Below are 16,914 nucleotides of genomic sequence, written 5' to 3'. Positions count from 1 at the left end.
GCGTAGCTGGGGATCTGAAACTCACCTGCGAGATGCTGGGCCCGGAAGCTGAGCGGAAAGGCAACGCCGCACTCATTGGGAATCCAGGCGCCCATCTCGTGCATCGCCTGGAACGTGGGCGCAACCCGACCCATCTGCGTGATCAGGTGATGCGCCTGCGGAATGCGTGGATCGTTTCTATAGGTTGCAGCTTCGGGCGGAGGGCAGGGGAGGACAAACTCCCAGTTTGCTGGGGCCAGAAACTGGCGGTCCTGGGCAAGCAACTCGAACAAGATCGAGGTGCCGGAACGGGGCAGGCCAGTGACGAAGACGGGCCTGTCGATGACTTCATCCTCGATCTCCGGATGGAGCCTGTATGTCTCTTCGATCTTTAGGCGATTTTCCAAAAACAGCAGAAGGTCGTGGCGTGTCCACAGGCGGCCGAACAAGTGAAGCTCCGCCTCCTCGTTAAGCGAACGGACCAATATTTCGAACGGCTCGCGCCAATCATCGACGCCGAAATCCTTAAGTCCGGTATTGCGCTGAGCAGTCTCGATCAGCTCGGATGCATCAAGCGGCACAACAGTTTCGATGTTCCAAGCTGCCGTCTCTTCGAGAAACTTGGCGAGCCAGTCAGGCCTTGGAGGTGGCGTCCAGTTGGAAGCCGGGGCGGCTGTCCGTTCGGTCATTTTCTTCCTCACCTTTTCCGGCCTTTGCCACAGAGGCGTCGCCGGCACGTGTCCCACACCCAAGGGATAGTCTCGCTGGGTTGGAGCGTTAACAGGTTTTATATTCAAAATTACATGGTAATTTGCTCTGGCGCACTGTCGCTTTGGGGGGGAGGGGGACCGGTGTCATGGTGAATGCGGTTGCGGCTACAGCCAGCGATGTGCTGAACCTTCTGCATAAGATTTCACGGATCGGCGGCGAGCCGGCGGATATTCTGACGAAGGCAGGTGCGCCCTACACTTTGAAGGATCTTGAATCCGGAAAGGTGGCGAGGGTTGAGCATCGCCACCTTGTTGCGATTTACCGGGAATGCATCGTGACGATCGGCTGGCATTCCAGTCGCCTCGATCGCAAGCCGCAGATGCATCCCGATGAATTTCGCTTGATGTGCCATTGTGTTATTACGAGCCGCACGTTCGGTCAGATGATCGAGCGCCAGTCGATGTTTTTTCGGACGCGACATGAGCGAATTTCAACCGTCACGCTTCAGACGGAGGAAGGCACGGCTCACGTTCTGGTCGACACCTTGCGACGGAGGAAGGACTTCAGCGCGTTCCTGTCAGACTTGGCAGGTATGTCGATGTTCTGCAGGCTGTATGGCTGGCTGCTGGGAATCGGCGAACACATTTTCCGGGTCGGCCTTGCTCACGGGTCATCCTACGCAAATGAGGCCGTATCAGATTTTTTCGCCGGCGAGATCACCTTCGATCAGCCAGTGAACCGGATATCCTTTCCAGCCTATCTCCTTGAGATGCCTCTGGTTCGGACGCCAGAGGAGCTCGAGGCACTTCTGATCGATTTTCCGTTCGATTTTCTATCGGCTGCGCCTGACACCATTCAACTGCCGGACAGGATCCGCACGTTGTACCTGATCGGATTGTCCCGCGATGGCCGCATAGCGACGCTCGACGAGCTTGCTCGCCTGACAGGGCAAAGCATAAGCACGTTGCGTCGCCGACTGGAGGAAGAAGGAACATCGATCCGTGAGTTGAAGGAGGAGGCCAGGAAGAACCTCGCGATGGAGGCTTTGAAGACCAGCCGGAGGTCAATTGACGAGGTTGCGCTCCGGACGGGCTTCAAGGACACGAACAGCTTCCGCATTGCCTTCACACGCTGGACAGGCGTGCCGCCCTCAGCGTTCCGCCGGCAATTCCATGCGTGTTGATAGATGTTCATCTGAATCACCAGCATGCGTTGCGATGTGGCAGGAGTTAGAGGGCAGAGTTAACGCTTGTGTCGCATCTTTAACTTGCGGGCAGTGACATCTCTAAATTGTTGTCGAAATGTAATGATCGTATAATCTGTATTATGTTAATCGCGGTGCCGCGGGGCCGGATCACTCTACCGCATAAGTGTGCGATAGGACGCTGGCGATCGCCCGACTGCCTGCCGGAACGCCGCGCAGAAGGCTGGAGCGCCGGAATAGCCCAGTTCTGCCGCGATTTCCGCCAGCGGCCGGCGATCGTCCGCCGTCAGCAGTGCCTTGGCACGCGTCATGCGTGCCTGCCGCACGAATGTGCCAGGACTTACTCCCATCGTCTCGCGGAAACAGCGTATGAAATGGAAGCGGCTCAGCCCACAAGTCTGCGCCAACGCATCAACGTCAGGCGGCGGGCCGGCAGAATCTATGCGAGCCAGCACCTGGCGCAGCATGCGTGGCGTCAGGCCGCCACGACGGCGCTGCGCACGCGCTCCCGCATCGGCCAGATAGCGTTTGAGGTCAATGAGCAGTGCCGCGACCAGCGCTTCGGCCAGCGCGACACTGTCCTGCTGCGGATGGTCGACCTCTCCGGCCAGTCGCAGCATCGCCTCCTCTATCGTCTGAGAGCGTATGTCGAAGCAGGCCGCCAGCGCTGCCTCATCCAGCGGTTCGGCACCGAGCACTGCCGCAATTCGCCACGCTTCGAACCGGCATCGTAACGTTTGGAACGCGCCGCCTGCCACACGCATTTCCATTGGTACGCCGGCCGGACGGAATCCCAATGCGCCGAAACGTATAAAAGGTGCTCGCTGGTCGCCCGCAACACGCCCTTCTGATCCTGACAGCAGGCGAGAAAGGCCAAGCGACAGGATTGCCCGTTCTTCAGTCACGAGCACGGTTTCGGGCTCTACCTCTGGAAATGCACAGAGCTCAATAAGAGCGCCGGGGATGGCGATGCACCCCTGGATCAAATCGTCCCCGCGCTGGGCGTCGGTGATGCGGATCGCCATCGTCGCCTCTCCTTTCGAAATCATGCTCTTTATTCATGAATCATGCGGCAAACGGCAAGCCCTGTCGCGCGCCTGATTGGCCGCCCCTCCCCGCCGGGGTAAACTGGGCGCCAAGGGGAGACATGATGTCACAATGGAAAGGCGACGTGTCCGCAGCGGACTTGCCAACGGCCGACGATGTGCTGCGGGGCATCGATCTGACCGGCCGCACGGCAATGGTCACTGGCGCATCATCGGGTGTCGGTCTCGCCATCGCCTCGGCTCTGGCGGCGGCTGGAGCAGATGTGACCATCGCAGTTAGGAACGTGGCCGCGGGAGCGCGGGTCGCTGCCGACATTGCTGCGGCACGCGACGTCGCCGCGCCTGCCATCGAGGCGGTCGATCTTCTCTCAATGGCGTCGGTCCGCGGACTGGCCGCGCGCTGGGGCAACCGCCCGCTTGACATCCTCATCAACAATGCCGGACTGATGGCCCCGCCCCTCACCCGTACGCAGGACGGCTTTGAAAGCCAGATGGCGGTCAACTTTTTCGCGCCGTTCCTGCTGTCCGAGTTGCTGCTGTCCAATATCGTCGCGCGCAAGGGGCGCGTCGTCGTCGTATCCTCCGGTTCCCATCACCTGGCCGAACTTCGTCTGGACGATCTCAATTACGAGCGGCGCGATTATGAGAAGTTCGAGGCCTATGGCCACTCCAAGCTGTGCGCCAACCTCCTTGCTGTTGAATACAGCCGCCGTCACATGGACAAGGGCGTCACAATGAATGCCGTCACGCCTGGCGGTGTCGCTACCAACCTTGGCCGCCACGTCACGTTCGAGGACGCCGTGCGCCTCGGTTGGGTCAGTGCGGACGGGACCCTACCCCAGGGCCGCATGAAAACACCCGAAGAAGGCGCCGCCACGCCCGTCTGGGCCGCCGTTGCGCCGGAGTTGGAGGGACGGGGCGGCCTCTATCTTGAGGATTGCGCCATCGCCCCTGTCTGGTCGCCGCCCATGCCTTCAGGCTGGGGCGTCGCCGCCGCCTCGCTTGATCCCGCCGCCGCCCGCCGCCTGTGGGACGTCGCTGAACCCCTGATCATGGAGACTGCCGCATGAACAGGCCCATCACGGGGCTCGTCCCCGCCAATGATGATATCGCCGCTGAAACCGAGCGCTGGGAAGCGCAGACGCGTGGGCCCTTTGTCGCCGCCAATCCCGAACGGCGCGACCCGTTCGTCACCCAGGCGCTGAAATGGCCGATCAAGCCGCTTTATACGCCCGCCGATCTCAGCGCTGTCGGCTTCGACTATCTGAAGGATGTGGGTTTTCCTGGCGAATATCCCTACACCCGCTCGACGAAGCCCAACGGCCACCGCTCCGGTTTCTGGACGATGACGCAGGTCACCGGCTTCGGCAAAGGCGAGGACTGGGCGAGGCGCGCACGCTACATGCTCGACCAAGGCCTGTCGGGCCTTATCCTTGAGTATGATCTCGCCACGACCAACGGCTATGACAGCGACGATCCGATGGTCGAGGGCGAAGTCGGCCGCGCGGGCATGGCGCTTGATAGCCTGGAAGATCTGGAAAAGGCGTTTGATCTGCCGTTCGACAAGCTCAAATACCTGATGAGCGTGTGCAACGCGCCTCAGCCGGTCAACCTCGCCATGATCATCGCCGCGCTGGAAAAGAAGGGCGTCGATCCAAAGGATTTTGTCCTTCACATCGTCAACGGCATTCTGATCGAATACACCTGCGTCGGCCGCTACATCTATCCGCCCGAACATGGCCTGCGCATCGCGACGGATGCAATCGAGTATATCATCCGCAACCATCCGAACTGGGCGCCGCTCTCCATCATCTCGGCCCAGCTTCAGCCCGCCAAGGCAAACCCGGTTCAGGAGATCGCATTCAGCTTGGCCATCTGCTGTGCCTATATCGACGCGACGCTGGAACGCGGCTTCGATATCGACACGATCGCGCCCTACCTGAATCACTTCGTCGTCAACGTCGACATGGATTTCTTCGAGGGCATCTGCAAGCTGCGCGCCTTCCGCAAATGCTGGGCGCGGCTGATGAGGGAACGTTATGGCGCGACGAAGCCAGAGGCGCTGAAGATCCGCCTGATGACCTCACCCACCACCATCGCGCTGACGCTGCAGCAGCCGCTCAACAACATCGGCCGCCTCGCCATCATGGCGACGGCTTGCGCACTCGGTGGCGCAGGCGAGAATATGACGACGCCACTCCATGACGAGGCGCATTCGCTGCCGGCGGAGGAGGCGATCCGCGTCGGCGCCGCGCTCCAGCATATCGTCGCCCACGAAACAGGCGTTGCCGAGACAATCGATCCGCTCGCCGGCTCCTACTATGTCGAGACGCTGACCAAGCAGATCGAGGACGCCGCCTTTGCCGAACTGGAAAAGGTTTTCACCATGGGTGGAGCGGTCAAGGCGATCGAGACTGGTTATTTCCAGCGGGCTCTGGGCCGCGAGCAGTATGAGCGGAACAAGGATATTGAGGAAGGCCGCCGTAAGTGGATCGGCGTCAATCACCTTGTCCTGCCGGAGGAGAAGCGGGAGATCGAAATTTTCCGCCTCGATGAGGGCATGGAGGAGCAGCAGATCGCAAAAGTTCAGGGACTGCGCGCCCGTCGCGATCAGGCCGCTGTGGACGCAGCGCTGGAGAAGGTGCGCCAGGCCGCGCGCAACGGCGACAATTTGGTCCCCGTCTGCCTGGAGGCGGTGAAGCTCTACGCAACCCATGGCGAATTGTGCAACGCTATGCGCGACGTGTTCGGCGTGCACACCCCTGATAGTCAGTTGGCCGGAGTCTGAGGGAATGCAGGAACCATCCAACCGCCGCCTGCGTGTGCTGCTGGCAAAGCTGGGCATGGACACGCATACGGTCGGAATCACCGTCATCGGTCATGCGCTGCGCGAGGCCGGGATGGAGGTAATCTTCACCGGCCTTAAGCAAACGCCCGAGATGGTGGCCGCGGCGGCCATTCAGGAGGATGTGGACGTGGTCGGCATCTCCTCCTTGTCAGCGGGCCACACCCGCAGTCTGCCCAAGCTGGCGCGTCTGCTGCGAGAACAGGGTGCGGGTGACAAGCTGCTGCTGGTCGGGGGCGTCATTCCGCAGGAGGACCACTCGCTCCTGATGGATGCAGGCGTGCACAAGATCTTCACCATGGGGGCCGACACGCGCGACATCGTGCGCTACCTGCAGGACTGGTGGGCCGAAAAACAGGCATCAGAGGCGGTCTGAACACATGGTCGAGGACATTGCGACAGGCGTGCTGAACGGCGCGGTTGCCGCGGGTGCACGCGCAATCCGCTGGCTGGACGATCGCGATCCGCGCGGGGCGGCCGTGGTGCGGCGTATCTTCTCCGCAACCGGGCGTGCGCAAATCGTCGGTGTGACCGGTCCGCCGGGCGCAGGAAAATCCACCGTTACCGACATGCTGGTGGCTGAGATGCGCCGAAGGCGCCTGCGTGTCGGTGTTGTCGCCATTGATCCGTCCAGCCCGTTCACGGGTGGCGCCATTCTAGGCGACCGGGTGCGCATGGCCCGTCACGCTCTCGATTCCGGCGTGTTCATCCGCTCGCTCGGCACACGCGGGCAGGCAGGCGGCCTGTCCCGTTCCACCCATGACGCCTGCCTCATCCTCGACGCCATGGGCTATGACATCGTGATCGTGGAAACGGTGGGCGTGGGCCAGGACGAGATCGATGTCGTCAATCTTGCCCACACTACCATCATTGTTGGCGTGCCAGGTCTTGGTGATGAGGTGCAGGCGGTCAAGGCAGGTCTGATGGAAGCGGGCGAGATCTTCGTCATCAACAAGGCGGACCGCGACGGCTATGAGGCCACGCGTCGGCAGTACGAACTGATGCTTCACCTGCGCGAGACGTCGAGAATGGCAAGGACAGACAATTGGCCCGTTCCCCTGCTCCGTGCCGTGGCAAGCGCGGGCGAAGGCGGGGCCGACATCGTCGACGCCATCCTCGCCCACCGCGTCGCACTCGACGCCGCTGGCGCCTTTGCCCGCCGTTCGGGATTACGGGAGCGGGAACAGACGCTCGCCTTGCTGCGCGATCGACTTGTCCGCCGCGCTTTGACGACAGCGGGAGAGACCGTTCTGGCAGAGGTGGAGGCAAGGCGTATCGATCCCTATAGCGCGGTCGAAAAGCTGCTCGCCCATATTGACGAAGAGGATTGCCCATCATGAGCAAAAGCATCTGTGCTCTCGTGCACCGCCCGGACTCCACGCGGGCCGCATTCCAAGCCTATTATGAAGAGCATCACGCCCCGCTGGGCGCGCGGCATTTCCCCTTCACCCGCTATGTCCGCAACCACCTCACCGATGGCGACGATGTGGGCTACGATACCATTTCCGAGTTCTGGGCGGACGACATTGCGGCTGCCGCAGCGCTAATGAGCGGGCCGGTCGGCGACATCCTGCGCGCGGATGAGGAGAAGTTCATGGATCAGACGCGCATCGCACCGGCAGGCGTGGAGGAGCATGTGCTCTCGCCCGGCGCGCCCACCGGCCCAGATGGCATGCGCACAGCATTTCTCATCGCCTCTACCGTTCCCGGCGAAGGCTGGCGCGAGGCGGCGCTATCCTACGGACGCTCTTTCGCAACCCAGCAGCCGGGCGTCTCGCTCGACTTTGCGCAATCCTGGGGCACCACGGCCTTCCCTGCCAATGCGGTGCTGTGGGTGCCGGGCAAGGCGGAGCCGGGTGCCATTCCCGAGGCCCTCGCCATTCGCCGTGTCACCGCACGTCGGATCGAGACACCCGCGGAGCAACTGATAAGTGCGGTCTGAGGGCTCGCGCCGCTCGGTGCTGCTTGCCAAAAGCATATTGACCGTACGGACGCCGTTATCGAGATCATGCTCGTCGAAGCGTCCTTATGGTCAAACTCAGAGTTGTTCCGTTTGCCTCCGGTCATCATTTCTCCCCTGAAGCCGATGCTGGCGTCGAGAGGCAGCTTTAGAGTAAGCTATTCATTGATTATGCTGCGCATTTGTCGAACATGCATGAGATCCAGTGTTATACTGCGCAGGGCAAACAAACACGATCACTGCAAAGCGATGAGATATGGGGAGCGGGGATATGGTAGCGGCAGCGGCCGAAACGAAATTTGAGCGCGAACAGTTGCTGCAGATGGCTCGTGAGCGGACAGGGCTAAGTGACTTCGGCGATACATGGTTCTTCGAGCCAATGGATCACTATATCGAAGCCGCGAACACCGAAAGTCGGATGACCGCAGCCGGGCACGCTGCCCAGACGGAAGTCATCGTCAAAGGTCTCGCCAGCCGCCTGCGCATGATGGAGGATATTCGTCGCCATCCCGAAATCTTGAACGAGACGGTCGAAGTCGCGGGCATCATCCTCGGCCTGCCGCGCACTGGCTCCACGATTTTCCACCGCCTGCTGGCCAGCGCGCCGGGCATGACGGCCATGCGCTGGTTCGAGCTGCAGAACTACGCCCCCTTCCCCGGTGAAGAACGGGGCAATCCCGTGGAGCGTCGGGCTTATGCCGAGGCCATGATCTCCGGCTGGCTGGAAACGGTTCCCGAGCTGGTGTCGATCCATCCGCTGGAGCCCGACGCGCCGGACGAGGAGATCCTGGTCCTTGGCCAATGGTTCGTCAGCACCATGGTTGAGGGCATGTCCTATGTGCCCAGCTTTGCCCGCTGGCTGAATGATTACGATCAGTCGAAGGGGTTCGACGACCTCAAGCTGGTGCTGAAATATCTGCAGTGGCAGGATCCCTCGCGCCGCGGCAAGAAGTGGATCCTGAAAAGTCCGTCAAACTTGCCATACACTGAATACGCCGCCGACGCGTTCCCCGATGCCGTGCTGATCATGACCCACCGTGATCCGCTGCAGACGGTGCCGTCCTACGTCAGCATGCAGGCCGCCCTCTACAAGCTGAGCGCCACGATCCCCGACAAGGAGGTCGGCGCGTTCTGGTTTCCGCGTCTGGTTGACTGGATGCAACGCTTCGAGGCGGCGCGCGAGCGGATTGGAGAGGACAGGTTCATCGACATCGATTATCGCGCCGTCGGCCGCGAGCCGCTGGTGCAGGCCGAGCGGGTCCTCAAGCGTATGGGCATGTCCCTCGATCAGGCCAGCGAAGCCGTGCTTGCGGAGTTCCTGGCCGGCAACAAACGGGAACAGCGCCCCATGCATGAATATTCGCTGGAGCGCTTCGGCCTGAGCGAAGAGGCCATCCTACAGGAGTTCGCCTCTTATCGGGCCCGCTATATCAGCTGACGTGGCGGCAGCATTCGCATCGGGCGCTCCAAACCTGAAGTCTGATAGTCTTGCCGAGTGCATTAGCAGCAAACGGCAAGCGTCCGGCCCGCGCTACGCGCGGAGCCGGACGCTTGAAACAGCTGGGCCTTAGTAGCTCAGCGTCGCAGAGATCCAGTAACGTCGGCCTTCGTCGACCATCCAGTTTCCATCAAGGCCTTCGAAGCGGCCGCGCTCGTCGACCGGCACGATCTTGTCGGTCAGGTTCAGCGCCGCGGCGTTAAGGCGCAAGATGTCTGTTACCTGATAGCTCAGACCAAGATCATAGGTGGTGCTGCCTTCGCGAGAGCGCGGACCCATCGCTGCGTTGCGAAAGCCGGTGTACCACTGCTTGCCGATGTAATAAGCGCTCACATAAGCGTGCAGACGATCGGTTGCATCCCAACCCAGTTTCACATTGGCCATGTGCTTCGGCGTCATGTCGAGCGGGAAACCGTCAAGCGAAGAGCCGTCGAACGAGGGCTCGCCACTCCCACGACGCTCTGAGTCCGTGAAGGTATAATTGGCGGTCAACTCGAGGGTCTCGGTGACCGGCACGCGGGCCGACACTTCCACACCCTGAATGCGCACGCGGTCGATGTTGTCATAGGTATAAAGGGGCCTTGTCGGCATCACCGGGTCCATCCGGTCCGTCAGGTAGCTGACCACCTTGTTCTTGAACCGCGTATGAAACAGGGTAAGCCCAAGGCCCAGCCCCTGCTCGCTATCATAACGCAGGCCGATTTCGCGCGTGACACTGGTCTCTGCATCAAGGTCAGGGTTACCGCACAGCGGCCCGCGCGGAAGATGACTGCCGCCGGTCGTCATGCAGTAGCCCGCATCGCTTTGGCGCAAGGTCGGGGCCTTGAATCCGCTGGCGATGCCGCCCCGCAGCACCAGGCCCGGCACAACCTCATAATTGGCGTAGATGCGCGGCGTCACGTGCGTGCCGAAGCTTGAATAGTGATCCAGCCGCGCGCCGCCGGTGATAGCGAAGGTGTCCGTGAACTGGAACTTGTTCTCAGCGAACACCGCCCAGGATTCACGGGTGGCCTTGTCCACATTGACATAGCCCGGAACATTCTCCTGATCCTGGAGCCCCGTTACCTTGGCATGGGTGTATTGGGCCCCAACATTCAGGTTCATCCTGCCGACGGGCATGGTGATGAGCGCGTCCGCAACCGTGTTGGTCAGATTGGGACGGTTCAGCAGCTCGCCTTCCTCGATGTTCGAGAGCTTCTCGTTTTCGCGATAAACAGCCAACTTCGTCGAGCCGAAGCTCCAGTTGCCCGTGTAGGTCGCGCTACCGTGCCAGCGGCGGTGGCGCTCGATGAGCTCGGTGCCCTCCTCGTCATAGGACTTGCCTGGCGTCTCGGTATAGGTCAGCCGGTTTCGGCCACCTTCGATGACCAGGTCGTGTCCCTCGCTCAGCAAGAATGCCAACTTGCCGGAGAAGGAGTTGTCACGAGACTTGTTCGCGCCCGACGCAAACGGACCGGGGAAGAAGATGTCGTCTTCAGACCGGTTGACGAACCCGCCATAGACCTGCAGGCCGACTTTGCCGTTCGCCAGCGGAGCACCGACCCAGAAATTGGCCATGCCGGTGTCGCCATAATCATCGTCTTCTTGAACGATGTAGCCTCCGGTCACAGTGGCAGACAGCCGCTCGGGAAACTTGCGGGTGATGACGTTCACCACGCCGCCCATGGCATCAGAACCGTAGAGAGACGACATCGGACCGCGCACCACTTCGATGCGCTCGATAGCGCCGAGCGGAGGCAGCATGGAGGACTGAACACCTCCGGTGCCCCGGTTCATGGTCTCACGAGTGGATTGCCGGCGGCCGTCCAACAGATAGAGAGTATATTCGCCCGGCATGCCGCGAATGACGACATCGGTGGTGCTGGGGTCGCTGCCGACAATGCTCACACCTTCCAGATAGCGCACGGCGTCTTCCAGAGACGTATATGGGCGTAGTTCCATTTCCTCCCGGGAAAGGACGGAAATGCTGGCGGGCGCCATGGCGATGTTCTGCTCGTATCCGGCAGCCGTCACTACGATTTCCTGCCCAGCCTGCGGCGCGGAATCCTCAGCATGCACAACGCCTGCGAACATGCTGGTGCTGGCCAGAAGGCCGGTTGCAATTCGGTGCAACACCCGTTCGTTAGCCATCAAAAAGCGCCCCGCTAATAAGAATCGTTCGCGGCGCATATAGCGAGGCATTCTTATTTGCATCAAGAGCAAATATTACGTACGAGCGATAATCTTCGTCGAAGCATCTAGTCTGGAAAACCGGCCATAGTTGCGATAGATTCGCATTATCACAGCAGGGGTCCAGATGGGGCAGCCTGATAGGGAAGGGAAATACCATCATGTCAGCCGTTCTGGCCTTGGGCGGTGGAGCAGCCGCATTTCTGGCGGCACTCGCGCTTTACCTGGCTTCCCCTCATCAGCAGCTTCTTCCCTCTCGTCCGTGGCCCCGCGCAACAGCAATGACAGGCCTTCTGGCAATGGCCGTCTCCCTCGGGTGCCTGCTGGAGATCATGGGCCCGGCGACAGCAGTCTTTACTGCTTTGACCTTGCTCATGCTGTTCACAACCCTTCCGCCGCTGCTGTTTGCCTGGCTGCGTTATCGTAAGGTTCCCGGCCGATGAGCAGGCATCCGGCCAAATCTGAAGAGCTTTCCAGCCGAAACTGGGCTGGAAAGGTAGCTGCGGCTCTCGTACCCGGCTTTACGGCGTCGCTCGCCCTCACCTGCCTCTACCTCCAACTGGCTGGTGTGCAGGACTCCTTCATGAGCGCACATGGCCAGATCGCGATGTGGGCTATGGCGCCTCTCTGGTCTGGCATTCTCAGCAGCTGTTTTCTGTTCCGCACAGGGCTGCGAGCCTGGAGCTGGCTTTTACTGGCAAATCTAGTTCTCTGGGGCGCTTACGCCGCCCTCAACTGGCTGTCGGCGTAGGAGCGCTGCAATGCGAACCGATATTGTCCGCGTGTACAAGGATGTTCACAGCTGGGTCGGCATCATCAGCGGCCTTGCGCTGTTTATTGCCTTCTATGCCGGCGCGCTTACCATGTTCGAAGGGCCACTCCAGCGCTGGGCCTCACCACCCCCGAGCCTGACCGCGCCTCTGCCGCTGGATGCTACTCCAGAACTCGTCGCCAAGGTTCTTGCCGAGCACCCTGAAGCAGCCGGGGGCTATGACATTCACCTCTCCACCGGGCCGGAGCGGCCCGCCAGGCTCAGCTGGACAGTTGGCGACCATGACCATGGCGCTGGCAAGACCTTCCACGCTAGCCTGAACGCCGACGGCTCACTTCAGGTGCTCAGCCAAGGGCCGTCCCCGGTTGCCCAGTTCATCGACACACTGCATCAGCAGGTTGGGCTACCGTTGGACCACGAAATCGCCATGCCGATCATGGGTGCGATCGCGCTTCTCTACGCCATCGCGCTGGTCTCGGGTGTCATCGTGCTGATCCCCAGTCTGGTGAAGGATTTATTTGCGCTCAGGCTCGGCAAGAACCTGAAGCGCATGTGGCTTGATGTGCACAACGTCGTGGGCCTGTTCAGCTTGCCGTTCCACATCATAATGGCGCTGACTGCGGTGGTCTTTGCATTCCATGATCAGTTCTACCTTGCGCAGGACAGCATAACCGGCGCGCCTCCTGCGGTTTCGCGAGACACTGATCCGGATCCAGACGGTGAACAGCGCAGCCAGCCACTGCTGCCACCCCCTGCTCTGGTGGCACGCCTTGCCGAGCAAGCGCCAGGCTTCACTCCGACGACCTTGAGTTACAGTCACGACGCTGCAACAGTCCGGCTCCGCGTTCTGGGAAAAGATGACCGCTACGGCCTGCGCGGTCCGGACTTCGGCCTTGCGAGTGTTGATCCCTATACCGGCAGCATTCTCTCGAGCGACTATTTGCCCGGCCACCAGACACCGGCGTTTGCCACCGTCACCAGTTTCTTTGCGCTGCATTTTGGCAATTATGGCGGTGCGCCAATTCGCTGGAGTTATTTCCTGCTCGGAATGGCAGGAGCCGCTCTGTTCTACACCGGCAACCTCTTGTGGATTGAAAGCCGTCGCAAGCGGGAGCGCCGGGCTGGTGCCGTTGAGCAGACCCGCCCCACCCGGCTGCTTGCGGCGCTCACCGTCGGCATCAGCCTTGGATGCGTTGCCGGTATTTCCGTAACTCTCGCCGCGGCAAAGGTGCTTCCGCAGCTGACGGACAGCGTCGGCCTCTGGCATCAGATCATCTATTATGCCGTGTTCCTGGCTATGACTGTCTGGGCACTGGCAAGGGGCGGCGCCAAGGCAGGCTATGAACTGCTATATGCCAGCGCAGTGACTTGCCTCTTCATCCCTGCTGCCAGCCTGCTCACCATCATTGGCATCGGCTGGAACCACCGCGGCAACGGTTTTACAGTAGAAATTGTAGCAGTTACGGGGGCACTCCTGCTGTTTCACCTCGCTCGCCGCGCAAGATTACGCGCCCTCAGCGCGCCGAGGGATAGCGTCTGGCATGAAAGCAGAAGTGCTCACTCTCATGCTCCTGCAATTGCGAATTCCGAGGCGGCGTAATGCACATACTTTGGAAAAGCGCCCGTGCAGTTCGCGCTATTCTGCTGGGAATGGCAATGTTCGCTGCCGCACCCGCCGATGCCCTTGCCGATGCGCTGCCTTACCAATTGCCCGGAGCCACTGAACGCAGTGTGACCGCGCCGTCAGGGGAAACGTACAAGCTGTTTATCTACGCGCCTGATACGCCGCCGCCTGCAGGTGGCTATCCGTTGCTCTATGTGCTGGACGGCGAGGATAACTTCCCGATTGCAGTTGCGATCGCACGCAGACTGGCTCGTGCTGGGCAGCGCAGTCAGGTAGAGGCCGGAATCATCGTCGGGACTGATAGCGGCGGCCCAACACGGCGTGCGCGGGATTATACACCAAGCCTGCCTGAGCCAGTGATCCAGCCCGGCCAGCCGGGCTATGGCCTGCCTACCGGCGGTGCCGATGCCTTTCTCGCATTCCTTGAACACCAGGTTCATGAGGAAATATTGCGCGCATACCCCATCGACCGCCAACGCACGGCCATTGCCGGCCACAGTTTCGGTGGGATGTTTGTCATGCACACGCTACTCGCCCGCCCGATGCTCTTCCAAACCTATGTTGCGGCAAGCCCCTCCCTCTGGCTCGCCAATGGACAGTTTATGAAGAGGGTGGAGACCCGTTCCATCACTGGACTGGGTAGGCCGGACGCAAAGATCATGCTCACTGTCGGAGAGCGGGAAAACACCGCCCAAATTGAGCAGTTTTCCAAGGTTCTGGCAGATAAAGGCATCATGGTTCAGCACCGCATTTTAGCAGGCGAGAGTCATGGTTCCTCCATGCCTCCCACATTGAGCGATGCGGTTCGGCTGGCATTTCGTCGGCCAAATGCCGGCTGAGAAGCGGGTCGAATAGTTCTGCGACGCACAGTATCGCTTGCTCAGGGTTCTGCTTGAACTCTGATCTTCACACTTCGGGGTATGCTCCTGTCTCCGACGGCAGAGCCAATGAGCAGCAGTGTCGGTCCGTCACCCACTGCGGTTTGCACTGCCAGCGCGAGCAGATCCAGACGGGTTGAGAAGCGCCGCTCACAGGCCATGCTGGCGTTCTCGACAATCAGCGCAGGCGTTTCAGCGGCGAGCCCCGCCCGCAGTAAATTCTGCGCGATTTCAGGTGCAGCCGCTCGGCCCATATAGATGGCAAGCGTCGAGCGCGGGTCGGCCAGCGCCCTCCAGTCGAGATCCAAAGGCTCGCCCGCCCTCGCGTGGGCGGTGATGAACTGGAGCCGTCGCGCCTCGCCGCGCAGGGTGAGCGATACGCCTGCCGACGCGGCAGCAGCCGAGGCCGCCGTGATGCCCGGCACCACCTGCACCACAATGCCATGTGCCCTCAGGTGCGCCGCCTCCTCTGCCGAGCGGCCAAAGATAGACGGATCTCCTCCTTTAAGGCGCACCACCCGCAGTCCCGCCTGTGCGGCGGCCAGGAGGTCCTCGTTGATGTCTTCCTGCTTGCGGGAATGGCGGCCGCTGCGCTTTCCGACGGAGACGCGTCGCACGCGGGAAGGCACCAGTGCGAGAATGTCCGCGCTAACCAGCGCATCGTAAAAGACCACGTCCGCCGCCTCGATGAGACGGATGGCCTTCAGCGTCAGCAGTTCCGGGTCCCCCGGCCCTGCCCCTACCAGCCAGACTTCGCCGCTTGCAATTCTTGTCTCAGACGGCATGGCTTGTCTCCTTCAAGGGTGTCAGCAGTTTGGCAATGGTCGGGCGACAAGACCCGCAGTTGGTCCCGGCCTTGAGCGCCGCGCCCACCGCGTCGACGCTGGTCAGCAGCTGGTCGGCGATGGCGCCGACGAGCGTCTTCAACCCTACGTCGAAGCAGACACAGACGACTGGCCCGCGGTCTGGTTCGGGCCGCGCAGGCCGTCCCGCCAGCAGCGCGAGCGGGCTGGCCTCCGCGCTTTTTTCCAGCTGGCGCACCAGCCACTCGCGCGGCGGCAGGCTGTTGTCGGTTGCGACGAACAGGCAGGCATCCAGCCTCCCATCCTTCAGAACCGCCCAGCGGGCGCTGCCGCGCCCGCCATCCAGGGCTTCCATCAGCTCGCCCTCCTCGGGCAGCACCCTCTCTGCCAGCGATGCCAACTCGGCATCGCCCGCCAGTTCGTAGAGATAACCGCCGGCAAGCCGAGCGCGGGTCCAGTAGAGAACGCCTTCAGGCTCCACCTCCGTGCGGGTGATGAGGAATCCGCTCCAGCGGGCCTCGACCGGCCGGACGCGCGCCGGCGTCGCCTTGAATCCCGGCTGACCGGAGACCGGATCGCAGAGCGGCTGCGCCAGCATCCCGGTGCGTCCGGCGCTTGACGTCTGGTCCGTCCAGTGGATCGGCGCGAACAGCTCGCCCCGGCGCTGGGCCTCGCTCACCCGCACGCGGTAGAGGCTGAAGCCATGGGGGGTTTCCACTTGCGCCAGTGCGCCGTCCGTCAGTCCGTGACCCTGCGCGTCGCGCGGATGCACATCGACCGTGGGCTCGGGGCTGTGGCGGGACAAACGCGGCGAAAGGCCGGTGCGCGTCATGGTATGCCATTGATCGCGCAACCGGCCACTGTTGAGGAGGAGCGGCCAAGCAGGGTCCTGCTGCCGTACCTCCTGCACCGCCACCGCGACCATGCGCGCCCGGCCGTCGGGTGTGGGGAAACGGCCATCTGCGAACAATCGGGTGGAGTCTGTTGTCTCGCCCTTGCGCGCCGGCCACTGGACGGGCGGAAGCGCGTCATATTCGGTGTCGGGAATTTCGGCATAAGCGCCAATGTTGAAGAGGCGTGTGCCATCATTTTCAAAGGCTGAAAGCGCCGCGTGCTCGCGGAAAATCTGCGCCGGCTTTGTGTATCCAAAGGCCTCGGTAAAGCCCATGCGGCGAGCGACCTCCGAGACAATCCACCAGTCCGGCCGCGCTTCGCCAGGCAAGGCAAAGAACGGGCGCTGACGGCTGATCCGCCGCTCGGAATTGGTGACCGTACCGTCTTTTTCGCCCCAGGCAGCAGCAGGCAGGGCGATATGTGCAAGCTCCAGCGTATCGGTACGTGCCATGCAGTCGGAGACGACAACCTGCGGGCATTTTTCAAGCGCCGCACGCGCGGCTCCTGCGCCCGGCAGGCTGACCATGGGAT

General features: G+C 61.7%; 15 protein-coding genes. 10 read left to right on the top strand and 5 right to left on the bottom strand.

What is annotated here, in order from left to right; translation table 11 throughout:
* Positions 1-668, bottom strand: a 668-nt coding sequence (locus VIG90_RS17585) for a sulfotransferase (protein ID WP_331594825.1), incomplete at its 3' end; no start/stop codon positions are given.
* Positions 669-835: 167 nt separating this feature from the next.
* Between VIG90_RS17585 and VIG90_RS17580 the strand changes: the two genes are divergently transcribed.
* Positions 836-1,873: a helix-turn-helix domain-containing protein gene (locus VIG90_RS17580; protein WP_331594824.1), complete on the top strand. Its 1,038-nt coding sequence runs from the start codon at positions 836-838 to the stop codon at positions 1,871-1,873.
* A gap of 176 nt (positions 1,874-2,049) precedes the next feature.
* Here VIG90_RS17580 and VIG90_RS17575 read toward each other — a convergent pair whose 3' ends face one another.
* A complete protein-coding gene (locus VIG90_RS17575; RefSeq protein WP_331594823.1) occupies positions 2,050-2,919 on the bottom strand; it encodes an AraC family transcriptional regulator in 870 nt (289 codons plus the stop codon).
* A 125-nt stretch (positions 2,920-3,044) separates the two neighbouring features.
* Here VIG90_RS17575 and VIG90_RS17570 point away from each other — a divergent pair, with 125 nt between their 5' ends.
* The 6 genes from VIG90_RS17570 to VIG90_RS17545 all read left to right on the top strand — a co-directional run bounded on the left by VIG90_RS17570 (position 3,045) and on the right by VIG90_RS17545 (position 9,183).
* Positions 3,045-4,010, top strand: a complete 966-nt coding sequence (locus VIG90_RS17570) for an SDR family NAD(P)-dependent oxidoreductase (protein ID WP_331594822.1) — start codon at positions 3,045-3,047, stop codon at positions 4,008-4,010.
* On the top strand, positions 4,007-5,728 hold the full coding sequence (locus tag VIG90_RS17565; protein ID WP_331594821.1) for a methylmalonyl-CoA mutase family protein: 1,722 nt from the start codon (positions 4,007-4,009) through the stop codon (positions 5,726-5,728). The genes VIG90_RS17570 and VIG90_RS17565 overlap by 4 nt, the downstream gene beginning before the upstream one ends.
* A gap of 4 nt (positions 5,729-5,732) precedes the next feature.
* A complete protein-coding gene (locus VIG90_RS17560; RefSeq protein ID WP_331594820.1) occupies positions 5,733-6,161 on the top strand; it encodes a cobalamin B12-binding domain-containing protein in 429 nt (142 codons plus the stop codon).
* 4 nt (positions 6,162-6,165) lie between these two features.
* Positions 6,166-7,125 carry a methylmalonyl Co-A mutase-associated GTPase MeaB gene (gene meaB, locus VIG90_RS17555; RefSeq protein ID WP_331594819.1) on the top strand — a complete coding sequence of 320 codons (960 nt, stop codon included), beginning with the start codon at positions 6,166-6,168 and terminating at the stop codon, positions 7,123-7,125.
* Positions 7,122-7,727 carry an EthD domain-containing protein gene (locus tag VIG90_RS17550; protein ID WP_331594818.1) on the top strand — a complete coding sequence of 202 codons (606 nt, stop codon included), beginning with the start codon at positions 7,122-7,124 and terminating at the stop codon, positions 7,725-7,727. The genes meaB and VIG90_RS17550 overlap by 4 nt, the downstream gene beginning before the upstream one ends.
* 289 nt (positions 7,728-8,016) lie before the next feature.
* Complete coding sequence (locus VIG90_RS17545) at positions 8,017-9,183, top strand: sulfotransferase (protein ID WP_331594817.1); 1,167 nt, start codon at positions 8,017-8,019, stop codon at positions 9,181-9,183.
* 129 nt (positions 9,184-9,312) lie between these two features.
* Here VIG90_RS17545 and VIG90_RS17540 read toward each other — a convergent pair whose 3' ends face one another.
* Positions 9,313-11,373 (bottom strand): TonB-dependent receptor domain-containing protein, encoded by a 2,061-nt coding sequence (locus VIG90_RS17540; protein ID WP_331594816.1) that lies wholly within the window; start codon positions 11,371-11,373, stop codon positions 9,313-9,315.
* A 200-nt stretch (positions 11,374-11,573) separates the two neighbouring features.
* Between VIG90_RS17540 and VIG90_RS17535 the strand changes: the two genes are divergently transcribed.
* From VIG90_RS17535 to VIG90_RS17525, 3 genes are all read left to right on the top strand, one after another.
* Positions 11,574-11,855 (top strand): hypothetical protein, encoded by a 282-nt coding sequence (locus VIG90_RS17535; RefSeq protein WP_331594815.1) that lies wholly within the window; start codon positions 11,574-11,576, stop codon positions 11,853-11,855.
* 318 nt (positions 11,856-12,173) lie between these two features.
* Positions 12,174-13,784 carry a PepSY-associated TM helix domain-containing protein gene (locus VIG90_RS17530; protein WP_331594814.1) on the top strand — a complete coding sequence of 537 codons (1,611 nt, stop codon included), beginning with the start codon at positions 12,174-12,176 and terminating at the stop codon, positions 13,782-13,784.
* Positions 13,785-13,840: 56 nt separating this feature from the next.
* Positions 13,841-14,647: an alpha/beta hydrolase gene (locus VIG90_RS17525; protein WP_331594813.1), complete on the top strand. Its 807-nt coding sequence runs from the start codon at positions 13,841-13,843 to the stop codon at positions 14,645-14,647.
* 41 nt (positions 14,648-14,688) lie between these two features.
* Here the strand turns inward: VIG90_RS17525 and cobA are convergent, their stop codons facing one another.
* Positions 14,689-15,471, bottom strand: a complete 783-nt coding sequence (gene cobA / locus VIG90_RS17520; protein ID WP_331594812.1) for a uroporphyrinogen-III C-methyltransferase — start codon at positions 15,469-15,471, stop codon at positions 14,689-14,691.
* Positions 15,461-16,914 (bottom strand): molybdopterin dinucleotide binding domain-containing protein (locus VIG90_RS17515; RefSeq protein ID WP_331594811.1); only part of this gene is annotated, 1,454 nt, incomplete at its 5' end. The genes cobA and VIG90_RS17515, both read right to left, overlap by 11 nt.

Source organism: Pedomonas sp., assembly GCF_036515995.1.
Classification (GTDB): Bacteria; Pseudomonadota; Alphaproteobacteria; order Sphingomonadales; family Sphingomonadaceae; genus Pedomonas.
This window is presented reverse-complemented; position numbering and strand designations above follow the sequence as displayed.

What these genes read in the sequence shown, in the direction of transcription:
- VIG90_RS17580 (WP_331594824.1), top strand. Translation starts at nt 836, where the DNA reads ATGGTGAATGCGGTTGCGGCTACAGCCAGCGATGTGCTGAACCTTCTG.
- VIG90_RS17575 (WP_331594823.1), bottom strand. Translation starts at nt 2,919, where the DNA reads ATGGCGATCCGCATCACCGACGCCCAGCGCGGGGACGATTTGATCCAG.
- VIG90_RS17570 (WP_331594822.1), top strand. Translation starts at nt 3,045, where the DNA reads ATGTCACAATGGAAAGGCGACGTGTCCGCAGCGGACTTGCCAACGGCC.
- VIG90_RS17565 (WP_331594821.1), top strand. Translation starts at nt 4,007, where the DNA reads ATGAACAGGCCCATCACGGGGCTCGTCCCCGCCAATGATGATATCGCC.
- VIG90_RS17560 (WP_331594820.1), top strand. Translation starts at nt 5,733, where the DNA reads ATGCAGGAACCATCCAACCGCCGCCTGCGTGTGCTGCTGGCAAAGCTG.
- meaB (WP_331594819.1), top strand. Translation starts at nt 6,166, where the DNA reads ATGGTCGAGGACATTGCGACAGGCGTGCTGAACGGCGCGGTTGCCGCG.
- VIG90_RS17550 (WP_331594818.1), top strand. Translation starts at nt 7,122, where the DNA reads ATGAGCAAAAGCATCTGTGCTCTCGTGCACCGCCCGGACTCCACGCGG.
- VIG90_RS17545 (WP_331594817.1), top strand. Translation starts at nt 8,017, where the DNA reads ATGGTAGCGGCAGCGGCCGAAACGAAATTTGAGCGCGAACAGTTGCTG.
- VIG90_RS17540 (WP_331594816.1), bottom strand. Translation starts at nt 11,373, where the DNA reads ATGGCTAACGAACGGGTGTTGCACCGAATTGCAACCGGCCTTCTGGCC.
- VIG90_RS17535 (WP_331594815.1), top strand. Translation starts at nt 11,574, where the DNA reads ATGTCAGCCGTTCTGGCCTTGGGCGGTGGAGCAGCCGCATTTCTGGCG.
- VIG90_RS17530 (WP_331594814.1), top strand. Translation starts at nt 12,174, where the DNA reads ATGCGAACCGATATTGTCCGCGTGTACAAGGATGTTCACAGCTGGGTC.
- VIG90_RS17525 (WP_331594813.1), top strand. Translation starts at nt 13,841, where the DNA reads ATGTTCGCTGCCGCACCCGCCGATGCCCTTGCCGATGCGCTGCCTTAC.
- cobA (WP_331594812.1), bottom strand. Translation starts at nt 15,471, where the DNA reads ATGCCGTCTGAGACAAGAATTGCAAGCGGCGAAGTCTGGCTGGTAGGG.